The following is a 23,216-nucleotide window of genomic DNA, read 5'->3' on the forward strand; positions in this document are numbered from 1 at the left end:
CAAATACTAATTATATAGCTGTTGTATGAGCCTGCACCTTCAAGCCCAGCCTGAAATCGCACATCTTCTACCGCTATCAAGGATAATTATGACCACCGAAAATAATTTATTAAAAAACGATATCGAAGAATATCTGCGTGTACACGAAAATAAAGATTTAATGCGTTTTATCACTTGTGGTAGCGTCGATGATGGTAAATCAACGCTGATTGGCCGTTTGTTATACGACAGTAAAATGATTTTTGAAGATCAGATGGCTGCGATTGAAAAAGATTCAAAAAAATATAATACCACCGACAATGCTTTTGATCTGGCCTTATTGGTCGATGGTCTGCAATCAGAGCGTGAGCAAGGCATCACCATTGATGTTGCTTACCGTTATTTTGCTACAGAAAAACGTAAATTTATTATTGCCGATACTCCAGGCCATGAGCAATACACACGTAACATGGCTACGGGTGCATCAACATGTGATTTAGCTATTATCTTGATTGATGCACGTCATGGCGTGCAAGTACAAACACGTAGACACTCTTATATTTGCTCTTTATTGGGTATTAAGCATGTCATTGTTGCGGTGAATAAAATGGATGCGGTTGATTATGATCAAGCGGTTTACCAAAAGATTAAAGCCGACTACCGTGAGTTCGCCAAACAGTTGAAGATTGCTGATATACGTTTTGTGCCAATTTCGGCATTGAAAGGTGATAACGTGGTTAACGAGAGCGAACATATGCCTTGGTATCCGGGCTCACCCTTGATGCGTTTATTAGATACTGTGCAAATTAACAATGATACCAATGAAGAGTTCCGTTTTCCTGTGCAGTCTGTTAATCGTCCTAACCTTGATTTTAGAGGCTTTGTTGGCACTATCGCTTCGGGTGAGATTCGTGTTGGTGATACCATTGAATCACTACCTTCTGGAAAACAGAGTAAAATTAAAGAGATTGTGACTTTTGACGGTAATCTCGATTTTGCTTTTGAGGGTATGGCCATTACGTTAACACTCGAAGATGAAATTGATATCAGCCGTGGTGATATGATTGTTCGTCCCCATGAAAAACCACAATCAAGTAAAAGTTTCTGCGCTGATGTGGTTTGGATGGATGAAGATGCCTTGCATGTTGATCGCGAATACCTCATTAAAATGGGTACTAACGTTACCATCGGCTCAGTTGTTGCTATCAATCATAAAATTGATGTCAATACCATGGGAAAAACTGAAACTACGCAATTAGCGCTAAATGAAATTGGTAGCTGTAATTTTGAAGTAGTAAAAGAAGTCCATTTTGATGCTTACAGTGAGAACCGTGCAACAGGGGCCTTTATTATTATTGACCGTTTGAGCAATGCAACGGTTGGTGCGGGTATGATCAGTGGTTCGAACGCAGTTGTTAAAAAAGTACAAGAGCATGCTTACAGTCCATTTGAAGTGGAATTTAATGCCTTAGTACGTAAACATTACCCGCAATGGGGCACAAAAAACATCCTCAAAGGATAAAGCTTGATGGAATGATGGCTGGAAGCAAGCATGCTTCTAGCCCTTTTTCTTTATAGCTTTGTAGCTAATTTCTATGTCTATTCAATCTTATTTTGTGCTTGGGGTTTTCCTTTCTACTATTGTCGGTTTAATTAAATACCAACAGCGGCCTAGCTTAGTGTTTGGTATTACCTTATTAGTATTATTTGCTACGCAGATGGTATCGACTGAGCAAGTTATTAAAAGCATATCAAACCAAGGTTTGTTAACCTTGATTTTGTTAATGTTATGCTCTATTGCCTTGGAAAAAACACGCCTTTTACGACTCGTTGCCGTAATGGTTATTAAACCTAGCTATAAGGCAACCTGGCTGCGTTTATTTAGTTTTACTGTATTGTCTTCGGCGTTATTAAATAATACTGCCGTTGTTTCAACCATGTTGGCGCCCATTCGTAATAACCCACACCATCCAGCGAGTAAGTTATTAATTCCACTCTCTTATGCTGCTATTTTAGGCGGTACTTTAACGTTAGTTGGCACCTCAACTAACCTGATTATAAATAGCTTAGTGTTAGATGCTGGTCTCCCTTCACTTGGTTTTTTTGATTTTACCTTGGTTGGTCTTTGTTTAGTGCTTGTTTGTGGCATCACCTTATATTTATTTAGTCCTCTATTGCCCGATAAACAAATTAAAAAAGTTACCAAGGAATCTTATTTTATTGAAGCTAAAATCAGTTCCGCATCGAACTTAGTTGGCAAGACAGTAGAACAAAATGGCTTACGTCACCTGCAATCGCTGTTTTTGGTAGAGATCATGCGTGGCGATTGTTTGTTGAGTGCTATTGCACCTACTGAAATATTGCAAGCGCATGATAAACTAATATTCAGTGGTGATATTTCAAAAGTAAGTCAACTATATCTATTTGATGGTTTGTCGATTTTTGCGGAAAAAAATGGCCTTTCTGTTAATAATTTATGTGAAGTAGTTGTACGACCAGAAAGTATTTTGACCGGAAAAACATTAAAATCAGTTGGCTTTCGTTCTCTGTTTGATGCTGCTGTTGTGGCGATTAAGCGTGATGGTGAAAAGGTGTCGGGTAAAATTGGTCAATTAAAAATAAAACCGGGTGATTTTTTAGTGTTGGCTGTGGGCGAAGATTTTAAATCTCGTCGTAATATTCGTAAAAATTTCATTTTACTTTCTGATATTGAATTAGATTCACGTTTGTCCGGTAAAAAAGAGTGGTTAGCGGTTGTTGGCTTTCTTACGGCAATTGTTTTATCCGCCATTGGTATTATTTCTTTGTTTAAAGCCGTTTTGTTATTACTTGGTGTTCTTTTATTGACGGGTTGTTTTAGTACCAATGAATTATTGCGTCGTTTCCCAATAGAGTTATGGGTTATTATCTCCTCCGCTATTGTGCTCTCTTATGCGTTGCAAAATACGGGAGTGATTGATGCGTTTAATCTGTTAATAAGCGAGCATCGTGATGCTTTCAGTCCACTTGTTGCATTAATCGCTATCTATGTAACTACCTGGCTACTGACCGAGTTAGTAACCAATAATGCGGCCGCTGCTTTGGTTTTTCCCATCGCTTATGGATTAGCAACTAGCATTGATGCCAATCCAACCGCATTTATAATGGCAGTGGCTTTTGGTGCAAGTGCGAGTTTTATTAGCCCTTACGGCTACCAAACCAATTTAATGGTTTTTACTGCCGGTCAATATAAGTTGAATGATTTTATTAAAGTGGGTGTTCCTGTAAGTATCGCTTATAGCATCACCGCAGTGACCATGATTGTGGTTGTTTTTGGACTATAAACGAAAGTTTATTAGTAGTAAGTTATCAGCCAACCGCCAACTTACTAAGCACTAGTCATGTTAACGGAGTTTTTATGAATAACCCTTATGTGGAAAAAGAAGTAGATGGTGACAAGTCATCTGATGTTGTTTGGCATCAAGCGAGTGTTTCGCATGGTGATCATGTAAAACTAAATGGCCATAAAGCGGCAGTGCTTTGGTTTACTGGTTTAAGTGGTTCGGGCAAATCAACGGTAGCCAATGCAGTTGATCTTATGTTGCACCAGCGTCAAGCTAAAACCTATGTGTTAGATGGTGACAATGTACGTCATGGTTTAAACGGTGATTTAGGTTTTTCAGATATTGATAGAGTTGAAAATATTCGCCGTATTGGTGAAGTAGCTAAACTGTTTGTTGATGCTGGATTATTAGTTTCAAGCGCATTTATTTCCCCTTTTATTGCCGACCGTAATATGGTGCGCGAACAACTTGCAGCCGGGCAATTTATTGAAGTGTTTATCGATACACCTATTGAGATTTGTGAATCACGCGATCCTAAAGGTTTATACAAGAAAGCCCGTGCTGGCGAAATTAAAAACTTTACCGGTATTGACTCAGTTTACCAGTTACCGGTAAAACCAGAAGTTCACATTAAAACAGCGGGTAAATCGATTGAAGCGTGTGCTCAACAAGTTGTTAACTATTTACAAGAGCAAGGATACCTACTGCCTTGCTCAGGGTAGTATTTTAATGTTGCTGCTCATTTTTTGGTAGTTACTTGCGCTTAACTTATCAGACCCCCTCTCACTCGTTGTATGGATTATTATGATTTACGATATTTTTAACGGTGATGCTGATGGCATCATCGCATTATTACAGTTACGGTTCGAAACCCCTTTAGATAGCCAATTGATTACGGGGGTTAAGCGTAATATTAAGCTGGTAAAAAATGTAAAGGTGAATAAAGGCGATAGCCTTACTATTTTAGATATTTCAATGGAGAAAAATAGTGAGGAGGTGAATCAGGCGTTACAGGCAGGTGCTAAAGTCTTTTATGCTGATCATCATCGAACAGGTGATATTCCTGAGCATAAAAACTTTGCTGCACACATAGATTTAGATGCAAACACTTGTACGAGTTTAATTATTGATAAATTGTTAGCCGGTAAATATCACGCCTGGGCTATTACTGCTGCCTATGGGGATAATTTGATTGCTAAAGCCGATGAACTTGCTAAGCAAGCGGGTTACTCTTTAACGCAAGCTGAGCAACTAAAAGAGCTTGGGGTGTTAATTAATTATAATGGTTATGGCGCGAGTGTTGCTGATTTACATTTCCATCCTGCTGAGTTATTTAAAATATTATTAGCATATCGCTCACCATTTGATGTTATTTCAGATCAGCACTCTGCTTTTTATAAGTTACGAAAAGTGTACCAACAGGATATGGATAATGCCTTGTCGATCTCGGCAAATCATCAAAGTGAGTTCCTATCGGTATATGAGTTACCTGATGAAGCATGGTCACGACGTATCAGTGGTGTTTATGGCAACTTATTAGCCAATAAAACACCAAACTCTTCACATGTGGTTTTGACTAAAAACAAAGAGGGCAGCTACCTTGTTTCATTGCGAGCGCCACTAAATAATAAGCAGGGGGCTGGAGATCTTTGTAGTAAATTTAACACCGGTGGCGGCAGAGCTGCCGCTGCGGGAATTAATGTCCTCGCTCATGCTTCATTAAAGGAATTTATTGAACTTGTTGACTGTTATTACCGTCGTTAATTTATAGAAACCTGCTATTTAATTGTTATCGACTCAGTAAAGTATGTATTCGAGGCTTTAACAGATAATGGATTCCGGCCAATACACCGCCGGAATGACGAAATATCTCCTAGTAAAGTACATTTTTATTGGTTCATGTACTGTGATCATGGTTAGTCATGAAATTAAAGAGATTGAAGAGTTTTGTGATAGTGCCATTGTTTTACCTGACGGTAAGTTAACTTTTTATGCTGACCTCCAAGAAGCGATAGAAATTTATAAAGCACTATAGTTTGTACTCCTGTACTATGGCTTCATGGCATGTGATGGTCCAAATAACTTGAATATAAATACTTATAAGTAGTTAATGATGATTGAAAATGAAGGGATCTTACGTACTAACCAAGCTTTAATATCTATTTTACATAGAATATTAGATATTGTGGTTATTATTGGTAGTTTATTTATAGTTAATACGTTTCATACTCAGCCATGGAATATAAACCATACTGTGGCCGCCATATTTGTAGCCTTCTTGTTTCACTTTTTGAGTGAGTTAGGCAGTCTTTATATATCATGGCGTGGTTTATCGCTATTTAAAGAAATTAAAACAACCACTGTTTATTGGTGCATCTCGGCTAGTATTTGTTCTCTTGCGCTAAGCTATGCTCCACAAGAAGTGTTGCTCGATAGGCTAATGATAAAATGGTTTGCCATCGGACTTTTATCTTTAATAAGTTATCGAGTTTGTTTACGATTTATTCTTTCTTTTGTACGTAGAAAAGGCTTCAACACGCGTTCTTTCATTATTGCTGGTGGCGGGGCACTTGGTCGGAAATTGGTCAATAAAATAGCAGACAATCAATCTTTAGGTCTCATATTTAATGGTTACTATGATGACTATAAAGTAGGCCAAGATTTTGAAAATATAGAGTGTAAAGGTGATTTAGAGAAACTTGTAGTTGCCTGTAAAAAAGGTAACATAGATCGCGTTTATATTACGCTGCCAATGCGCGCAGAAGAGCGAATAAAGTGGCTTATGACTGAACTTGCTGATAGCACTACTTCTGTGTATATAGTACCGGATATATTTATGTTTGAGCTCTTGCATGCAAGGAGCGATGTTATTGCTGGTATTCCAACCATTAGTATTTACGACTCACCGCTTGACGGTAGCAATGCGATAGTTAAGCGCATTGAAGACCTAGTCTTATCAGCTCTTATTTTATTGTTAATTTCTCCCATTATTTTAGCAATGAGTATTGCTATTAAAATAACTTCTCGAGGTCCTATTTTATTTAAGCAAACCCGTTACGGAATTGATGGTAAAGCTATTGAAGTATGGAAATTTCGTTCTATGACGGTAATGGAAAATGCTGATAAAGTTACTCAGGCCAAAAAGAATGACGTTCGTTTAACGCCAATCGGAGGTTTTATTCGTTCATCATCATTAGATGAGTTACCGCAGTTTTTTAATGTATTACAAGGTCGAATGTCTATCGTTGGGCCTCGCCCTCATGCCGTTGTTCATAATGAAGAATATAGGACGATTATCAACGGTTATATGTTACGACATAAAGTTAAGCCTGGAATTACTGGCTGGGCGCAAGTTAATGGCTTGCGCGGTGAGACAGATACTCTAGAAAAAATGGAAAAGCGTATAGAATATGATCTTGATTATATCCGGAACTGGTCGCTTGGTTTTGATCTTAAAATAGTTATTTCGACAGTATTTAAAAGCTTTACCGATAAGAATGCTTATTAGCTAACAAGTTGCTATATATGCTGTTGTTGTAACAACCTTCAGTGCCCTAGTCTTCTAAGCCATAGCCGAACAACCAGAACGATAATATTGTCGCTCTGGTGTGTTGGAAAGTATCAACTATTTGATTAGAGCAAAGGCCTGCTTTAGGCGACTGGCATTGTTATAAAGGTATGTTTTGCCTAAACGGTCGTAGTTGTAGTAAAAGTTGTTAAGGTTATAGAATATTCGTGCAGAGTCACCAGTTCCTGGTGTTAAGTCATTGAGGTTTTTACCATTTAAGCCTACTAGGGTGTTAATAGTATAGTTCCATTTTGGCGTGCCTCTTACTTGAATGTATTTATTGCTATGGTCTTTGCGTGGTGTCAGTGGGATTGAAAAACCGAGGCCAACAAATTGATTCGCTTCTTGATTGTCAATTTTGGTGTTTTTATAGTTAAGGTTAATTGTTACATCACCAAACATTCGTTCTAGCTTGAAAGAGAATCCTTTATCTTGCTGCCAGTATTGACCAATCTGTATTTCAGCTGAAGCATCAAGTTCCGTAGAGTAATAACGGTACATTGCAAGCATCACTTCTCTTTCAGCCGCTTCTCTTGGTGGCCAACAGGCCAAAAATAAGATGTTACATCCTTGATATGGCTTTATTTCGGCAATTTCCTGATTTTCATATTTGGCCGTTAGTAAATTAACTCTATGCCCGCCATCGCCACTTTGCCAGCGGATTTCATTGGCCAAAAAATTATAGCTGTAACGATACCTTCCCGCAAAAGTCATGTTCTTAATGTTAAAAGGCAGGGAAAAAGTTTGATGTAAACTATAGTCTTTTATGCCAGTTTTTTGCTTCCAATCATCGAAGTAGCGGCCGTCTTTAAAGTCTTCAGTTTCTGCCAATTGTGTCATGTGAGTAGCAGATAATACACCACCTGGCCATAATGGCAGTTCAAGATGACTGACTAAGGCAAGCGAAGCATCATACATGCCATATTCAGTGCCAACGGCAGAAACTATCGACGGTGAAAAAGTAAAGCGCGGTTTTAACCAGGAACTATTGGCATTGTTATTATCGGCTAATCGCACTTCTTGCTGCGAAGAAAAAGTGTCAGTTGAAATTTCAATCTTCAATGGTTGTTGGTCATTTAAGAACGCACGGTAATCGGCTAACGAACCAGTGACTACCAGAATCGGCACTTCGCGTTCTTTAAGCACCAACTTAAAATTAGTGTATTCTTTGTTGAGGCCTGTACTGATCAATCCCAGTGCTACGCCTAACCCGTCGAGTTGATTACGGTTATAGATATGATTTTCTAACTCGATATACGCGGTAGAATGGCCGCTTCTACCAACTTTTATTGACTCGAAACCCTCTTTAACCAGTCTGTTTTTAACTTTTTCTAGGGTGCCGGTGCTATCTATGTGGCTTTGGCCCCAGTGGTATTGTGAGCTAGTAGATTTTTGTTGTTGTTTGCTGTATTTAGCTGGCGATTCTAGTGGCATAGTTAGGCCAACACCATAGTAAAACTCATCGCGCAGTTGCTCACTTGAGCTATAGGCCAACACATTGGCTGTTAATCTTAGGCCATTATTAAACCAGTGTTGTGGCGTTGACAGGTGCAAGCCAAGGTTGGTATCGGCGGCGTCATATTCTAATGATATTTTGGCCCAGTCATATGCTTGCCATGCAATGCTGCCAAAGATGCCATTAAGTCGACCTTGGCTAGATTCACTCTGACCTAGGCCTGCTGACAAGCTTATATTTTCATAAAAGCCTTTTGATGCGACTATATATTTTGCATCGTGTAAGCTGGCGTTAGTGGCTCCGCCAATATCTTGTATGCCTATGGCTAAGCTAAACCACTCCTTTGGGACATAAGGGATGCCAAGCTTAATATTGGCTGAAAGGTCGGATGAACCGTTAAAACTTTCACCATGAGCAGCATTACGGCCTGAAATTTCGACCAAGTCCCATAAACCAATGCCGAAATGAAAGTTTGGGGTATTATTATATGCGCCTTCAAATTCAGTTTGATTACTGTATTGAAAATAAAACTCACCACTATTGAACAGTTCAGCCGTTGGCGTATTGATTAGGCCACTATAGCCCTGAAAAGACGTTGATACTTCTTGATCGGCTGTGGCGATGGCGGGTAGCATGATAAATAAGGCAAGAAAACTGCGCTTCATCTGAGTTGTATCCTGTTAAAAATTGCAATAAAAAACCCGCCATGAGGCGGGTTTAATCAAGTGGATGACTAATTAGCCACCAGTACCACCAGTTGCACCTGTAGGAACAATGATGTCACCTAGGTCAATTTCAATTGGAGGAACAATAGCAGGGATAATTACTTTCTCAATAACAATGTCTATGTCATCATTATTATCAATATCTGTCTGAACTGCATCTTGGATAAGCGTAGCTTCGTCAGATATTGCTGTTTGAGCAGGAGCTAGTACTGCTAGAGCAGCTACTGCATCTGGTTCGGCTAAGGCAATAGCGATATCAGTACCTTCAGCAAGAGCATCCACTAAAGTTGTTGAAACAACAGCAACTGTTTGTACGTAGTTGTTAATAGTTGCGCTAATAGTACTACCTGTTGTGTCTAAAACAGCAAGTGCCGCATTAAACGAGGTTAACTGAGTGGTAACATCTACATTGTCGCCAGCTGCAGCTGCCGCATCTGCGAAAGCTTGAGTGTCGGTAGAGTCAACAATTTTAATATCATAAATATTAGTTGATGATAAATCTATGCCCAATATTTCACCCACTATTAAAGAGGCATTTTTTTGCAAGGCCACAACACCTTCAAAAGAAAGGTTATCAATGTCTAAGTTTGTATTTATCGCTAATTGAGAGAATACCGCATCGGTAGCCATTGTGGTAAAGGTGTTTGCATCAGCGTCAATGGCAATACTTTCTCCATCTGCATCAACTGCAGCGAAAGTAAGGGTACTCACTGATATACCGGCAATTTCTTCATTTGGAATGTTTTCACCACGAAGCGTACCATCAGCACACATTACGGCAGCGTCACAGCGCATTACCGTGTCATCATCAGCGGTAATATTAACCACTAGTGCACCTACAATAGCTTCACCACTGGCGTCTACTACAGTCGCCGTGTAATCACCATTTTCATCTGTTTGTACATCTGCAGGTTCTGTAGTAAGTGGTGTTGCCAAAGCGATATCGCTTGCTCTGTATATTTGAACTTTAGCGCCAATTAATGCACCTTTAACTGCAGCACCAGAAATATCCAATGTTGCTGGAACAACTGGGACAGGTGGTGGTTCAATCACAGGGGCATCTTTTTTATCATTGTGACAAGCGGTTAAAGCCAAAGCTATACTTGCAGCAAGTGTTAAGTGAACTATTTTTTTCATTCTTAATTACCTTATATATTAACAGAGGGTATAGAAATTATTAAGAATTCCTACTGACTCATGGATAAATGAATTTTTGTATCAAGATGATACCGAGTTGTAATCACTAACACAATGGTTAAGCTTTAAACTTTAGTCATTAATAATCATAATTTTATCTTTTTTTACATTAAATGCGGAGTTAGATACGTGGATGGTCGTGGCTGGTTATCATGTGTGGATTTTAAAGGTTAGTTGGCTGTAGAACTTTTGTCAATATTGTATCTTTGTTCAATGTTATTATTTATAAGGGACATCTTCAGTATGAAAAACTGTAATTTCTATCGTTGCGCTGGAAAGCCGAATGTTTCTTGCTATTAACGCTATGCCAAAAAAGATGCCGCTAATTGTAGATAGCTGTTGTACATGAGCTTACGCTAAGGATGTTATTAAAGATGCATCAATTACTCGTCTGGGTATATTGTGATTTTTATAAAATACCTTTATTTTAGATGAAATATATTTATAAACATTTTAAACTAGCAATCATTGTAAATCCCTTATTTAAAATAAAGGATTAATATGTCACCGCTATTACAGGTCTTGCGCAAGTAAATGATTTTACTTAGACATTAAGACATTATTTTAAATATATACTTCAAACTGTTACCGGCGCAGGTAGCGGTGATAGAGTTACCAAAGACTAATTAGAAACGGAAACAGAGACGGAATTTATGAAAATTGCTATTGCAGGTACAGGTTACGTAGGTTTATCAAATGCTATGTTGTTAGCGCAACACAATGAAGTTGTAGCCGTTGATATTATTGCTGAAAAAATTGAAATGTTAAATCGTAGAGAGTCACCCATTGTTGATGTTGAAATATCAGAATTTCTTTTAAATCGGGAACTGAATTTTACTGCAACGCTAGATAAAGAGTTGGCGTATGCCGGTGCTGACTATGTCATTATCGCCACGCCAACTGATTATGACCCTGAAACCAATTACTTTAATACCTCATCGGTTGAATCCGTTATTAAAGATGTGATGGCGATTAACCCATCTGCGGTTATGGTGATTAAATCAACCGTACCTGTTGGTTATACTCATCGTATTAGGGAAGAGTTAGGTTGTGATGGCTTGATGTTCTCGCCAGAGTTCTTACGAGAAGGTAGTGCACTTTATGATAATTTACATCCCTCGCGCATAATAATTGGTGAGCAGTCAGAGCGTGCCCGCATATTTGCCGGCTTACTGGTACAAGGGGCAGTAAAAGAAGATATTGAGGTTTTATTTGTTCGCTCAACTGAAGCCGAAGCGGTTAAATTGTTTTCTAATACCTATCTTGCCATGCGTGTCGCCTTCTTTAATGAATTAGACTCTTATGCGGAAGTGCATGGTTTAGATTCTCGACATATTATTGAAGGTGTAAGTTTAGACCCTCGTATAGGCTCTCATTACAATAACCCCTCTTTTGGTTATGGCGGTTATTGCTTACCGAAAGATACCAAGCAACTTAGAGCTAATTATAAAGACGTGCCTAATAATATTATTAGCGCTATTGTTGATGCTAATAGTACCCGTAAAGATTTTATTGCCGATTCTATTATCGCTAAAAATCCTAAAATAGTGGGTATTTATCGTTTAATTATGAAAACGGGCTCTGATAATTTCAGAGCATCAAGTATTCAAGGTATTATGAAACGTATTAAAGCCAAAGGCATTGAGGTTGTTGTTTTTGAACCTGTACTTAAAGACGATGAATTTTACCATTCTAAAGTGGTTAAAGATTTAGCTGAATTTAAAGCCATGTCGGATGTAATTGTCTCTAACCGTATGGTTGACGAATTATTAGATGTCGTTGATAAAGTTTATACTCGAGACTTGTTTGGTAGTGATTAAGCCGGGCATATGTAGGCGGGATTTTAATTACCGTGTACGGGGTTATCGGGCGTATGTAGGCGGGATTTTAATCGCCGCGTACGGGGTTAGCGGGTATATGTAGGCGGGATTTTAATCGCGCTTTTATGTAGGGCTTTCAATCGTACATTTTGTAGGTGCGAACAGGTATTAGCGCGAACAAGTTCCCATTATTCTTGAAATAGCGCGAACAAGTTCCCGCCTACAGGTTACGGGTGTATGTAGGCGGAATTTCAATCGCCGTGTACGGGTTATCGGGTGTATGTAGGCGGGTTATAAATTACCGCGTACGGGGTTATCGGGTATATGTAGGCGGGATTTTAATCACGCTTTTATGTATGGCTTTTAATCGTACATTTTGTAGGTGCGAACAGGTATTAGCGCGAACAAGTTCCCATTATTCTTGAAATAGCGCGAACAAGTTCCCGCCTACAGGTTACGGGTGTATGTAGGCGGAATTTCAATCGCCGTGTACGGGTTATCGGGTGTATGTAGGCGGGTTATAAATTACCGCGTACGGGGTTATCGGGTATATGTAGGCGGGATTTTAATCGCGCGTGAATGATTTTAGTAAAAGGTAAGAGAAATGAAATATTTAGTTACCGGCGCGGCCGGTTTTATTGGCCATTTTGTTGCACAACGTTTATGTGAACAAGGCCATAGTGTTGTTGGGCTTGACAATTTAAACGATTATTACGAAGTCAGTTTAAAGCATGCTCGTTTAGCCAATTTAGATAAATTTGTCGAGTCTGGTTTATTTACGTTTGTTAAAATGGATTTAGCCGATAGAGCAGGTATTGCAACACTGTTTAGTGATGAAAAATTTGACCGTGTTATTCATTTAGCCGCACAGGCGGGTGTACGTTACTCTATCGAAAATCCAATGGCGTATGCAGATAGTAACTTGATTGGGCACTTAACTATTTTAGAAGGCTGTCGGCATAATAATGTCCAGCATTTAATTTATGCATCATCTTCTTCTGTGTATGGTTTAAATTCAAAAGTTCCTTTTGCAACCTCGGATACGGTTGACCACCCGGTGTCACTTTATGCGGCGACTAAAAAGTCTAATGAATTAATGGCTCATAGCTATTCGCATTTATATAATATACCCACCACAGGTTTGCGATTTTTCACTGTTTATGGCTCATGGGGTCGCCCTGATATGGCTCCTTACATTTTCACTAAAAAAATATTGAATGGCGATACCATCGACATTAATAATAATGGTGATATGTGGCGTGACTTTACTCATGTAAATGATATTGTTGAAGGCGTTATTCGTATTGCCGATGTAATTCCACAGCGTAATGATAAATGGAAAGTTGAGAGTGGTAGCCCTGCTACTAGTTCAGCACCCTATTCAATATATAATATTGGTCACGGCTCACCGATTAGATTAATGGACTTTGTTAAAGCTATTGAAGATGAATTAGGCATTGAAGCGAAGAAAAATTTCCGTGAAATGCAGGCTGGGGATGTCTATCAAACCTATGCTGATACTCAAGACTTGTTTAAGGTGACAAATTATACCCCTAAGATCACAGTAAAAGAGGGTGTTGCTGAGTTTGTCACTTGGTTTAAAGATTTTTATAAAATATAACAGACAGAGGAAGTTGAATAACATGAAAGCTGTAATACCTGTCGCAGGTTTAGGTACACGTATGCTACCTGCTACTAAAGCGATACCAAAAGAAATGTTGCCAATTGTTGATAAACCAATGATTCAATACATAGTGAATGAATGTGTTGCTGCTGGCATTAAAGAAATCGTTTTAGTGACGCACTCTTCTAAAAATGCCATTGAGAATCACTTTGATAAATCTTTCGAACTTGAAACTACCCTAGAAAATCGGGTGAAACGTCAGTTACTCGAAGAAATTCAGGCTATATGCCCTAAGGGCGTTACTATTATGCATGTACGTCAAGGTGAAGCAAAAGGCCTAGGTCATGCGGTGTTAAAAGCGCGTCCAATCATTGGTGACTCACCCTTTGTTGTGGTGTTACCTGATGTTATTTTAGATGATGCTACCAGTGATTTAAAAACTGAAAATTTAGCAGCAATGTTAGCTCGCTTTAATGAAGTTGGCCATAGCCAAATTATGGTTGAACCCGTTCCTATGGCAATGGTGAGTAATTATGGGGTAGCGGATTGTGAAGGTCACCAACTTGCTCCAGGTGAATCAAAATCGATGACTGCCATAGTGGAGAAGCCGCCTGTAGATGAAGCGCCTTCTAACTTAGCCGTTGTTGGGCGATATGTTCTATCAGAGAAAATTTGGGACTTGTTAGAATTTACTCCACCTGGTGCTGGCGATGAAATTCAACTGACCGATGCAATTGCTATGTTAATGAAACTTGAAACCGTAGAAGCGTTTCATATGACGGGTAAATCACACGATTGTGGTTCTAAGCTTGGTTATATGAAAGCGAATGTTGAATATGGTTTACGTCACCCTGAGTTAGGCGATGATTTTAGGGCTTATTTGTCTGAATTGATGGCATAAAAACGACTGATTTCTTACACCAGAGCCTGGGTTTTATTTCAGTATCTGGTGTTTGTGTTTGCTGCTTTAAACTCGCTCAGAATGACGGCGTTTGGTTCAGGGAAGTAGTGGCTTGTTCAAGGTGACTGTTATTAGTGGTATCACAAGATAAGTAGCTCTTTACAGTTTGATTATATCTACAAGGTTTAACTCCTTAATAAATAATAAATAATAAATAATAAAAATATGGATATTTCTTCTTTATCGCAATTATCAAAAGTTGCACAATCTCGCTCAATTATTTCTTTATTCTCTGGTGATGCGGACCGCGTTGAAAATTATTCTATCAGTACTTCAGGTCTTTACCTCGATTTCTCTAAACAAAATATTACTAACGAAGAGCTAAATCAACTTTTTGAGTTAGCTACAACGTCGAAATTAGCAGATAAAATTAAAGCACAGTTCTCTGGTGAAATGATTAACAACACCGAAAATCGCGCAGTACTTCATACCGTTCTTCGCTCTCCTAATGAAATAAAACGGAAAATACTCGGTGCTAACGCTGACGAAGTTATTGCCACTGAGCAGCACATGCATGAGATTGTTGATGACATTAGCTCTGGGGCATTATTATCCGCCTCAGGTGAAAAGTTCACCGATATTATTGCCATTGGTATTGGTGGCTCTTATTACGGCATTAAAGTGGCGCTTTCTGCGTTAACACCTTTCCATATTACGGGTTTGAATGCCCATGTTATCGCCAATGTTGATGGTGCAGCCGTTGAAGAAAAGTTAACTAAGCTCAACGCGGCTACTACGCTTGTTGTTGTTATTTCTAAAACATTTACTACTCAAGAAACCCTGCTCAATGCACTCGCCGTTAAAAACTGGATGCTTAAGAATTCTGCGGACGCTAGTATTATTGAAAAGCAATGGTTTGCCGTTAGTACTAATATTGTTAAAGCTACTGAGTTTGGTCTTTTAAAGAGAAATATTTTACCTATGTGGGATTGGGTAGGTGGACGCTTTTCTCTTTGGTCTGCTGTAGCGTTACCGCTGGCATTAGTTATAGGGAATGAAAATTTCAAAAAACTCAAGCAAGGTGCTTATGAGATGGATCAGCATTTTCAAAACGCACCCTTTGAGCAGAATATGCCCGTGTTGATGGCATTGCTAGGTATTTGGAATCGTAATGCCTTGCAGTACTCAAACTTAGCTATTTTACCCTATGACCATTCTTTACGGGCTTTACCCGGTTACTTACAACAAACAGATATGGAGAGTAATGGTAAATCTGTGTCAAATTCAGGCGAAAAGCTCGCTTGGAAAACTGCGCCGATAGTTTTTGGTCAGGAAGGTACAAACGCACAACATGCATTTATGCAATTGATGCATCAAAGTGATGAAATTATTCCTACTGATTTTATTGTTTGTTTGAAAGGGACTAGTGACTTACCAGCACATCATCAAATACTTGTTGCTAATTGTTTTGCACAAAGTGAAGCGTTGATGCGCGGTAAAACAATAACCGAAGTTGAAGATGAACTTGCCGCAGCTGGTGTTACGAGTGAAGAAATTTCTCGCCTTGCTGCTCATAAAACAATGAAAGGTAACACGCCAAGTAATACCTTATTACTTGGCGAAATGTCCCCTGAAAACTTAGGCGGGTTACTTGCGCTTTATGAACATAAAATTTTTGTGCAAGGTGTTATTTGGCAGTTGAATTCTTTTGATCAATGGGGCGTTGAATTAGGAAAGCAACTAGGGAACATTATTTTGTCAGCGATGAATGGTGGAGACACATCGATGCTGTCTGCCTCAAGCCAAAACTTAATAAAACGTTTTAATCTTTCCCTTAATAAATCATAAGCATTGAACTAAGTACAAGGTTGGCGATAGTTGATCGCATCATGCTGTTATTGAAATAGCGGAGTAGGTAACTCCCCAGCGCGAACAAGTTCCCGCCTACGGGTTTAAATTACCGCGTACGGGTTACGGGTATATGTAGCCTACGGTTTCAAATTACCGCTTACGGGGCATTTGTAGGCGGGATTTCAATCGCGCATTTTTGAAGGCGTGTACAGGTTTCTATTATTCTTTAAATCGCGAACAAGTACCCAGCGCGAATAAATTCTCGCGTACGGGTTACGGGTATATGTAGACGGGATTTCAATCGCGCATTTTTGAAATCGCGCATGATTGTACGGGGATATCTCCATTTTATTTTAAATAAATACAATCCCAGAAGGCATAATCACTAATATTGTCAACCAAGCCTGCTCTTAAGGGGTTGGCAACAATATACCTTGCTTGACTAATTAGATCATCTTCACTCTTTATATGATGTTCGTAATAATCAGCTTGCCATACTTTACCTTGTTTGTTTTTTTGTATGTTGATCGCTTGCGCACTTCGTCCTTTCATACGTTTAATTACTTCTGCTAGAGAATGTTTTTCTAATAATTGAAACTGCCAATGTAGGTGATCTGGCATTAGTGTATAGCAGATAGTTTTGATAGCCTGCTCATCTTCGAGTTTTAATAGTTGAAGAATAACTAGTTGTGCGCTTGCTAGCTCAGTGAAAAGGCATTCTCTATTGTTGGTTATACACGTTATAACGTAATAATGAAAAGGCTGAGATATTCTGCCTTTTCGTAAAAGATGAGAGCGACGCATAATAATTCCATTTATTTAATCGTTGTATAAGTTTAGTTCATTGGGATTTTTATGTAGGCGGGATTTCAATCGCGCTTTTTGTAGGATTTAAATCGCGCTTTTTGTAGGGATTTAAATCGTGTATTTTTGAAATCGCGAACAGGTATTGGCGCGAACAAGTTCCCGCTTACAGGTTACGGGTGTATGTAGGCGGGATTTCAATCGCGCTTTTTAGAAAGTGTGAATGAGTTCAACGTGAACTGATACAGCGTGAATAAGTTCAAGTGCTGCGCGAATAAATTCCTAAGAGATGCGCGAATAAATTCCCGCCTACAGGTTTAAATTACCGCGTACGGGTTATGGGTTCAAATTACCGCCTACAGATTAAAACTGTTTATCTATTCTGACATTGCCGTTGGCAAGGTAAATCATTCTTACCGCATCTTGCTGATGAAAGACCATCTGTTGATCATAGTCTTGAATCACCATAAATTGCTGGCAGTGTTGCTCGGCACAATCAAGCTCTATCATTAATTCTACTAGGTGGATAACTACCGTTTTATCTTGGCTACGATTGTTGGCAATAGAGCCACCAATAACCGCGCCTAGTACCGTGGCTATATCACGGCCACTACCACTACCAAATTGATTACCAATGGCGCCGCCAAGCAATGCGCCACCAAAGGTTTTCCAACCGCTATTTTTATCTTGTAACAACTCTTGCTGACTAATATTTCTAGTCGAGATTACCGTACCAAAAAGTACTTTTTCAACCGGTACGGCTTTGTTTCTGTCATAGTCAGCGTAACTTGACGGACTAAAGCAGAACATCAATAGGGTTAAACTTGTTAATAATAGCGATTTCATCGTTTTTCCTTAGCTAGTGCTTTGTCGCTGCTTACCAGCTAACAAATTCTTTTTCTTTGGTTTTACGAATTTCTGTTTCATCAGCCCATTCTACTAGGCCACTTTCTAGATCCATTAACCGTAAGGTAAATTTGTAATAAACGTCTGATTGATCTTTATTAGACTTAACAATGCTGGCTAAGTTGCCATAAAGCATATATTGCGCGCCCACTTGTTTACCTAATTGCATGGCTTTATTGGTATCAACCATGCCACTGTTTTGTTGGAATTCTAGTTGTTTACGGGCTGCGGCGACACGGTCCATATCAACAAAGCGAAATTTGCCTGAGCGTAGTAATTTAGTCGCAATAGAATCAGTGATTGATTCGGTATCGATGTGTTCACTGGTTTTATTTTTGATACTTTCAACAAAAATAATAGGGCGAGAGTTTGCGGTTAAGGTGCCAACCACAGGGGATAGTAATAAGGAGTCTGTCATTTGACTGGCAACTTTTTGTAAGTCGGTTGAGCCAAAACTTATATCCGTTGTTTCTACTGCGGTGGCATCGCCATAACGTACGACGGATTTATTGCTACAGCCGGCAACAAGAGTAAGTGTTAAGGCAACACTGGTGATCATAATAAGTTTTTTCATTTGAATTTCCTTTTACATTGGTAATGTTAATTAGGTATTGCTAAAGCGTTTATATTGCCGTCATACCCTAGGTGTCTTGTCGGGTAGCCAGCTTTAAATGTTACGAACTAAAATTTAAAAAATTTCTCCGGCACTGCCCGCACATAGAGGCTAAATGAAGCGACCTTAGTTGTTGGAGCTAAGCCAGGTACGGTTGCGGTTTGCATACCGTGTAAATCAAGGAATTGCCAAGGGCTTTTACCCGCTTCAATGACAAAACCGTCGTTATCAAACCATTGAAATTGATATTGTAGCTGCAATGATTTTTTATAGGTGCTGGTGAGTGATAGGTTTATCTCGAGTAAATCGTTATGGCTTCGTGATCTGATATCACTTATATGGAGCTTTTTGCCTAACTCAGCATTGTCTAGCTGTAAGTGTTTACTGAATTTTTGTCCTGGGGCGATTTGATCACTGCCCATGCCTGAAGTCACGGGAGGTACATTTTTACAAGCACTAAGCAATAATGTGGTCGACAACGCTGCGACTAACAACAAGCTGCGTTTGTTTATCATTGTGGACCTAGCTGTGTTAATTGTCGCGGCAATAGCTGTCATCATGTTACTTTTCATTTTTGATACTCCATGTTGTTAACTGGGCGTTGCTTTACAGGTTTATACTTTGATAATGAGTGTAATTACCAATGGCGGTTAATGTTATTAAGGTTTGCCTGCCTTCGTTGATTTCAAAGGTGACCGTGCGTTTGTTACCATTGATGTTCATTTCTACTTCATGTGTACCTGGGGCAAAATCCATGCGCAGTATATGTATGCTATCGGGTAGTGTACTCCAACTGCGCGTATCGGCTTTTTCTGAGGCAATATTATAAATGGCGGCGAGGATATTGCCGATGTCACCACCTTTGCGGCTCATTTGTTGCCTTATTTCTTCTTTGGCGATAAGGCGGATAACTTGTCTGGTGACAATGGCGGGCATTTCATCTTGCAGCTGTTTGGCGGCTAGGGATTGCAGGCGCACGATCTCTTGAGATTGATAGCGTTTGCCTTGATAACTTAATGATAGCCCTGAGTAGTGGCGCAAGCGATTTTGATATCGGGGTAGGGCGAGACTATAAAAGCGCACATCGTTATGGCTAGTAAATATAGGCAGGTGGATAGAAACTTCTTGTTTGCTATTGATAATGCCTTGCTCTACTAGCACAACTAACTGACCGCTTGGGCTTTTTTGCTGTGCTGTTTGGCTGATGCCTTGACTATAACCTTGACTATGACCTTGAGAAAGGCCTTTAGTGATGTCATCGGCAAAGCGTTTTTTAAAAAGCTGAATATCATTGTCCATAGCAAGACTGTTAGCTAAACGCCAAACATCTTGTTGTACCGTGACATTGCCTGGGTATATTTCTAATGCCTTTTTATAATCTATATAGGCATCATTGGCTTGCCCTGCGGCTTCATAGAGCACACCGGATAAATAAAAGGTGTAGGCATTTTGAAAGCCATTTTTTACCTCGCCAATAGCGGTGCTCATTGAGGGATATTTACTGGCTAAACTGGCCGCACTTACGCCTTTGTTTGCCATTTTTTGCTGACTATCATACAGTGCTTTTTGGTTCGCACGTAACGCTTTATTCTGCACCAAGTTAGCCCGTCTGATTTCTACTAAGGCACCGGATAAATCGTGCTGACTTAAGTAATTTAATGCTTGGTAGCTGTGCAACATACTCTGTTCATAGTAGGGAATGTCATAGCGGGTGGCATTGTCGTTACTGATGACAGCGGCGATATTTTCTAAGCCTCGACTCAGTTGGATTTTAGCCGCTTGCTCTGCTTGTTGAACGTGTCGATACACTTGAGCAAAGTCTTCCTGGCTTTGTTGATGCTGGCTGGCTAAAAACTCTAAACGGGCTTTTTCTAATAAACTTAAGTTGTAAGTGCCGTTACTTTCACTGCGCTCAGGTACTAACGCCAGTGCCTGTGAAAAATCACCACGTTGCTGAGCACTTTTAACCTTTTGCATTTGCTGGTTATAGTTACTAAATAGGTCACTAAATGAAGTGCTGGCACAACCGCTTAGTCCAAGGGATAATAGTATATAAAGGGATGTTTTTAAAAAAGTATTGAGCATTTTGTTAGCTTATCTTGTTCATACTAGATAGCAAGTCGTTCGCTGTATAAAAAGTGTAAGTTATTGCAATCTAATGTTTAGTACTAGGGCTTTCAGCTGAAAAAGGCTGGCTATTATTGTCTATACTGATATAACATTATTGATTTAATTGCCAGTTTGGCTGTTACGCTAATGAAGTAAGGTATAAATATGGCATTAAAAATTAGTCACAAGGTTATCATAGGTTTTGCCATTATTTTACTATTACTATTATTTTCTAGTATTAGTTCAGTAGCCATTTTAAGTGATATTAAAATGGCCACGGCGAAAGTTGATAATTTTGCTTTACCCTTGCAAAGTTATGCGAATAATGTGCAAAAGCAATTGCTTAAACAAGCCAAGCTGGAAGCGTTAATTGTCAGTCAGCCGACTGTGAGTGCCATTGAACGTATTGAACAGAACTTTGCTCAACAAAACTTACTACTCATTAACAACAGTCAGTTAATCACTAGCATGCTGGTTAACTTTCCCGCTATTGATGATTTAAGTCATTTTACTACTACTTATCATGCTTATACTCAATCCGTTGCCTTAATGTTTACTCATAAAAAAGCACAACTAAATGCCAGCATACAATTAACTGAGCAGCAAAAGTCGCTCTATAATATTTTAGATGAAGCCAGTGCTATTTTGGGGGATCTATCCTTTTTAGAAGATGCCGACAATCAGCGCCAGATAGATACGATTATCGGCTCGGCTAGTCAAATAGAAGGTTACTTATATAATGTAACCAATGCGACTAAAGTAATACTGAGCATTAAGAGTATTGAGGAAGTCAGCCTGGCTCAGCAAGATATTGATTTTGGTCTAGATAATATTACTCAGTTATTAACCTTTTTAAGCCGCCTAGGTGAAGATTATGATACCGGTGGCTTGATTGAGCAATTTATTGAGCAGTTTAACCAGTCAAAGGTGATGCTGCGTAGTGATAATAATTTATTCACCTTGAAAATTTCACAGCTGCAACAGCGTGATTTATTTAATCATGCTTTTAAAAAATCAGCGCAACATATCAAGCGTGCTAGTGATGATATTGATATATTTCTGCAAATATTAACGAAAAATTTAGCACAATTGCAAGGCGATATATTTGACCATGTGGAGCAAGGCAATAGAGAAACGATAATTATTTTCCTGGTCTTGTTTGTGGTCGGTGCCGGTATTGCCGCCATTACTATTCGCACCATGATAGGGCCACTAAAAAGCATTAACAAAGTGTTAGCGCAAATAGCCAAGGGTGATCTATCGCGCCAGTTAAGGGTGCAATCAGATGATGAATATGGTGAGCTGTCAAAAAATGTTAATTTAGTTGTTGCCGATTTAACCACCTTAATTACCGATATCTCTAACTATACCCATTTACTCAACAATGCCGCCGAACAATCAAGCGAGAAAACCGCTCAGGTGACTTCTTCGTTATCATTGCAACAAGAAACCATCATGCAAGCTACTGCACAAACCAATGATTTAGAGCTGAGTGCGCAAAATATTTTGCAAAAAGCGACCAATGCCGAACAAAAAATGACTGATGCCATGGCGCAAAGTAATAAACTTGAAAATATTGCCAAACTTACCAATGAACGCATGAAAAATTTAACCAATAGGTTAGATAATACTTCAGCGGTTATGGCTATTTTACAGCAAAAATCTCTCGATATTAGCGGTATATTAGACGTTATTAAAAGTATTTCAGCACAGACAAATTTGTTGGCATTAAATGCGGCGATAGAGGCCGCAAGGGCAGGAGAGTCTGGTCGAGGTTTTGCCGTGGTTGCTGATGAAGTACGTTTATTGGCTAGTAGAACCCAGGCATCGGCCGATGAAATTCAAGTCATGATTGAGTCGTTACAAGAGCAAACAAAAACAGCAGTAGCAGATATTATTCAAGGAAAGAATGAAGCAAGTAACTGTCAAGAACATACGGTAGAGCTATTGGCAATATTGTCCTTAATCAATCAAGCGATAGAGGAAATGCATGTCATGAGCCAAGATATATCGCAGTCAGCTACCCAGCAAAATGGCTTAAGTCATGATATAAAACAGAGCATTGATGCTGTGGTTGATTTAGGCCAGCAAAGCAGTGACTTGTCGTCTTCGACCTTGGGCTATAGTAGGCAAGTTGCTGAACTAGCGACTAAGTTAGATGATGCTATTGGTACCTTCAAAGTTTCTTAGTTAAGTGCTTTTACAACAAACGATAGCAGTCATTAACTGGTAAGGTTTTTCAAGTTGACCCTTGTTTTTATTCAAAAAATGTCAGGCAACGCATTTGAACCTATTTCCCCTTCGTTTTAACGTAGTTTGATATGATTTATGCTAACTTCA

Annotated in this window: 18 protein-coding genes; 11 read left to right on the plus strand and 7 right to left on the minus strand. The window is 39.2% G+C overall.

Translation table 11 applies throughout. The features are described 5' to 3' along the window. The first annotated feature begins 88 nt into the window (after positions 1–88). The 6 genes from cysN to MTCD1_RS06740 all read left to right on the plus strand — a co-directional run bounded on the left by cysN (position 89) and on the right by MTCD1_RS06740 (position 6,810). On the plus strand, positions 89–1,501 hold the full coding sequence (gene cysN / locus MTCD1_RS06720; protein ID WP_057179546.1) for a sulfate adenylyltransferase subunit CysN: 1,413 nt from the start codon (positions 89–91) through the stop codon (positions 1,499–1,501). A 73-nt stretch (positions 1,502–1,574) separates the two neighbouring features. Next, positions 1,575–3,302 carry an SLC13 family permease gene (locus MTCD1_RS06725; protein ID WP_057179547.1) on the plus strand — a complete coding sequence of 576 codons (1,728 nt, stop codon included), beginning with the start codon at positions 1,575–1,577 and terminating at the stop codon, positions 3,300–3,302. A 74-nt stretch (positions 3,303–3,376) separates the two neighbouring features. Beyond that, complete coding sequence (cysC, locus tag MTCD1_RS06730) at positions 3,377–4,024, plus strand: adenylyl-sulfate kinase (protein WP_057179548.1); 648 nt, start codon at positions 3,377–3,379, stop codon at positions 4,022–4,024. An 82-nt stretch (positions 4,025–4,106) separates the two neighbouring features. Then, the gene (locus MTCD1_RS06735; RefSeq protein ID WP_057179549.1) at positions 4,107–5,066 is read left to right on the plus strand and encodes an acetyltransferase; all 960 of its coding nucleotides are present in this window, start codon (positions 4,107–4,109) and stop codon (positions 5,064–5,066) included. 67 nt (positions 5,067–5,133) lie between these two features. Beyond that, a complete protein-coding gene (locus MTCD1_RS21705; RefSeq protein ID WP_235013362.1) occupies positions 5,134–5,337 on the plus strand; it encodes a hypothetical protein in 204 nt (67 codons plus the stop codon). Positions 5,338–5,412: 75 nt separating this feature from the next. Next, on the plus strand, positions 5,413–6,810 hold the full coding sequence (locus MTCD1_RS06740; protein ID WP_235013363.1) for an undecaprenyl-phosphate glucose phosphotransferase: 1,398 nt from the start codon (positions 5,413–5,415) through the stop codon (positions 6,808–6,810). Between the two features lie 117 nt (positions 6,811–6,927). Here the strand turns inward: MTCD1_RS06740 and MTCD1_RS06745 are convergent, their stop codons facing one another. Both MTCD1_RS06745 and MTCD1_RS06750 read right to left on the minus strand, forming a co-directional pair. After that, positions 6,928–8,991 (minus strand): YjbH domain-containing protein, encoded by a 2,064-nt coding sequence (locus MTCD1_RS06745; protein WP_057179551.1) that lies wholly within the window; start codon positions 8,989–8,991, stop codon positions 6,928–6,930. Positions 8,992–9,063: 72 nt separating this feature from the next. Then, positions 9,064–10,188, minus strand: a complete 1,125-nt coding sequence (locus MTCD1_RS06750; protein WP_057179552.1) for a hypothetical protein — start codon at positions 10,186–10,188, stop codon at positions 9,064–9,066. A gap of 713 nt (positions 10,189–10,901) precedes the next feature. On the opposite strand from MTCD1_RS06750, the gene MTCD1_RS06755 reads away from it, so the two are divergent. From MTCD1_RS06755 to pgi, 4 genes are all read left to right on the plus strand, one after another. Next, positions 10,902–12,068, plus strand: coding sequence for a nucleotide sugar dehydrogenase (locus tag MTCD1_RS06755; protein ID WP_057179553.1), 1,167 nt, complete (start codon positions 10,902–10,904; stop codon positions 12,066–12,068). Between the two features lie 604 nt (positions 12,069–12,672). Beyond that, positions 12,673–13,689: an NAD-dependent epimerase gene (locus MTCD1_RS06760; RefSeq protein WP_057179554.1), complete on the plus strand. Its 1,017-nt coding sequence runs from the start codon at positions 12,673–12,675 to the stop codon at positions 13,687–13,689. Between the two features lie 22 nt (positions 13,690–13,711). Beyond that, complete coding sequence (gene galU, locus MTCD1_RS06765) at positions 13,712–14,593, plus strand: UTP--glucose-1-phosphate uridylyltransferase GalU (RefSeq protein WP_057179555.1); 882 nt, start codon at positions 13,712–13,714, stop codon at positions 14,591–14,593. Positions 14,594–14,818: 225 nt separating this feature from the next. Continuing rightward, positions 14,819–16,441: a glucose-6-phosphate isomerase gene (gene pgi, locus MTCD1_RS06770; RefSeq protein ID WP_057179556.1), complete on the plus strand. Its 1,623-nt coding sequence runs from the start codon at positions 14,819–14,821 to the stop codon at positions 16,439–16,441. Positions 16,442–16,792: 351 nt separating this feature from the next. On the opposite strand, the gene MTCD1_RS06775 is transcribed toward pgi, so the two are convergent. The 5 genes from MTCD1_RS06775 to MTCD1_RS06795 form a co-directional block, all read right to left on the minus strand. Next, positions 16,793–17,248, minus strand: coding sequence for an REP-associated tyrosine transposase (locus MTCD1_RS06775; RefSeq protein WP_057179557.1), 456 nt, complete (start codon positions 17,246–17,248; stop codon positions 16,793–16,795). 363 nt (positions 17,249–17,611) lie between these two features. After that, entirely contained in the window at positions 17,612–18,094 is a 483-nt protein-coding gene (locus MTCD1_RS06780) for an outer membrane lipoprotein (protein WP_057179558.1), read from the minus strand. Positions 18,095–18,125: 31 nt separating this feature from the next. Continuing rightward, on the minus strand, positions 18,126–18,728 hold the full coding sequence (gene lpoB / locus MTCD1_RS06785; protein ID WP_057179559.1) for a penicillin-binding protein activator LpoB: 603 nt from the start codon (positions 18,726–18,728) through the stop codon (positions 18,126–18,128). 107 nt (positions 18,729–18,835) lie between these two features. After that, the gene (locus tag MTCD1_RS06790) at positions 18,836–19,339 is read right to left on the minus strand and encodes a YcfL family putative periplasmic lipoprotein (RefSeq protein ID WP_231732948.1); all 504 of its coding nucleotides are present in this window, start codon (positions 19,337–19,339) and stop codon (positions 18,836–18,838) included. Positions 19,340–19,373: 34 nt separating this feature from the next. After that, positions 19,374–20,852 carry a COG3014 family protein gene (locus tag MTCD1_RS06795; protein WP_057179560.1) on the minus strand — a complete coding sequence of 493 codons (1,479 nt, stop codon included), beginning with the start codon at positions 20,850–20,852 and terminating at the stop codon, positions 19,374–19,376. A 189-nt stretch (positions 20,853–21,041) separates the two neighbouring features. Between MTCD1_RS06795 and MTCD1_RS06800 the strand changes: the two genes are divergently transcribed. Beyond that, complete coding sequence (locus tag MTCD1_RS06800; RefSeq protein WP_057179561.1) at positions 21,042–23,066, plus strand: methyl-accepting chemotaxis protein; 2,025 nt, start codon at positions 21,042–21,044, stop codon at positions 23,064–23,066. The last annotated feature ends 150 nt before the right edge of the window (positions 23,067–23,216 follow it).

The organism is Colwellia marinimaniae (genome assembly GCF_002207865.1).
Lineage (GTDB): Bacteria > Pseudomonadota > Gammaproteobacteria > Enterobacterales > Alteromonadaceae > Colwellia > Colwellia marinimaniae.

Bases quoted from the DNA above. Each gene is read 5' to 3' on its own strand.
- cysN (WP_057179546.1), top strand. From the start codon at position 89: ATGACCACCGAAAATAATTTATTAAAAAACGATATCGAAGAATATCTG.
- MTCD1_RS06725 (WP_057179547.1), top strand. From the start codon at position 1,575: ATGTCTATTCAATCTTATTTTGTGCTTGGGGTTTTCCTTTCTACTATT.
- cysC (WP_057179548.1), top strand. From the start codon at position 3,377: ATGAATAACCCTTATGTGGAAAAAGAAGTAGATGGTGACAAGTCATCT.
- MTCD1_RS06735 (WP_057179549.1), top strand. From the start codon at position 4,107: ATGATTTACGATATTTTTAACGGTGATGCTGATGGCATCATCGCATTA.
- MTCD1_RS21705 (WP_235013362.1), top strand. From the start codon at position 5,134: ATGGATTCCGGCCAATACACCGCCGGAATGACGAAATATCTCCTAGTA.
- MTCD1_RS06740 (WP_235013363.1), top strand. From the start codon at position 5,413: ATGATGATTGAAAATGAAGGGATCTTACGTACTAACCAAGCTTTAATA.
- MTCD1_RS06745 (WP_057179551.1), bottom strand. From the start codon at position 8,991: ATGAAGCGCAGTTTTCTTGCCTTATTTATCATGCTACCCGCCATCGCC.
- MTCD1_RS06750 (WP_057179552.1), bottom strand. From the start codon at position 10,188: ATGAAAAAAATAGTTCACTTAACACTTGCTGCAAGTATAGCTTTGGCT.
- MTCD1_RS06755 (WP_057179553.1), top strand. From the start codon at position 10,902: ATGAAAATTGCTATTGCAGGTACAGGTTACGTAGGTTTATCAAATGCT.
- MTCD1_RS06760 (WP_057179554.1), top strand. From the start codon at position 12,673: ATGAAATATTTAGTTACCGGCGCGGCCGGTTTTATTGGCCATTTTGTT.
- galU (WP_057179555.1), top strand. From the start codon at position 13,712: ATGAAAGCTGTAATACCTGTCGCAGGTTTAGGTACACGTATGCTACCT.
- pgi (WP_057179556.1), top strand. From the start codon at position 14,819: ATGGATATTTCTTCTTTATCGCAATTATCAAAAGTTGCACAATCTCGC.
- MTCD1_RS06775 (WP_057179557.1), bottom strand. From the start codon at position 17,248: ATGCGTCGCTCTCATCTTTTACGAAAAGGCAGAATATCTCAGCCTTTT.
- MTCD1_RS06780 (WP_057179558.1), bottom strand. From the start codon at position 18,094: ATGAAATCGCTATTATTAACAAGTTTAACCCTATTGATGTTCTGCTTT.
- lpoB (WP_057179559.1), bottom strand. From the start codon at position 18,728: ATGAAAAAACTTATTATGATCACCAGTGTTGCCTTAACACTTACTCTT.
- MTCD1_RS06790 (WP_231732948.1), bottom strand. From the start codon at position 19,339: ATGAAAAGTAACATGATGACAGCTATTGCCGCGACAATTAACACAGCT.
- MTCD1_RS06795 (WP_057179560.1), bottom strand. From the start codon at position 20,852: ATGCTCAATACTTTTTTAAAAACATCCCTTTATATACTATTATCCCTT.
- MTCD1_RS06800 (WP_057179561.1), top strand. From the start codon at position 21,042: ATGGCATTAAAAATTAGTCACAAGGTTATCATAGGTTTTGCCATTATT.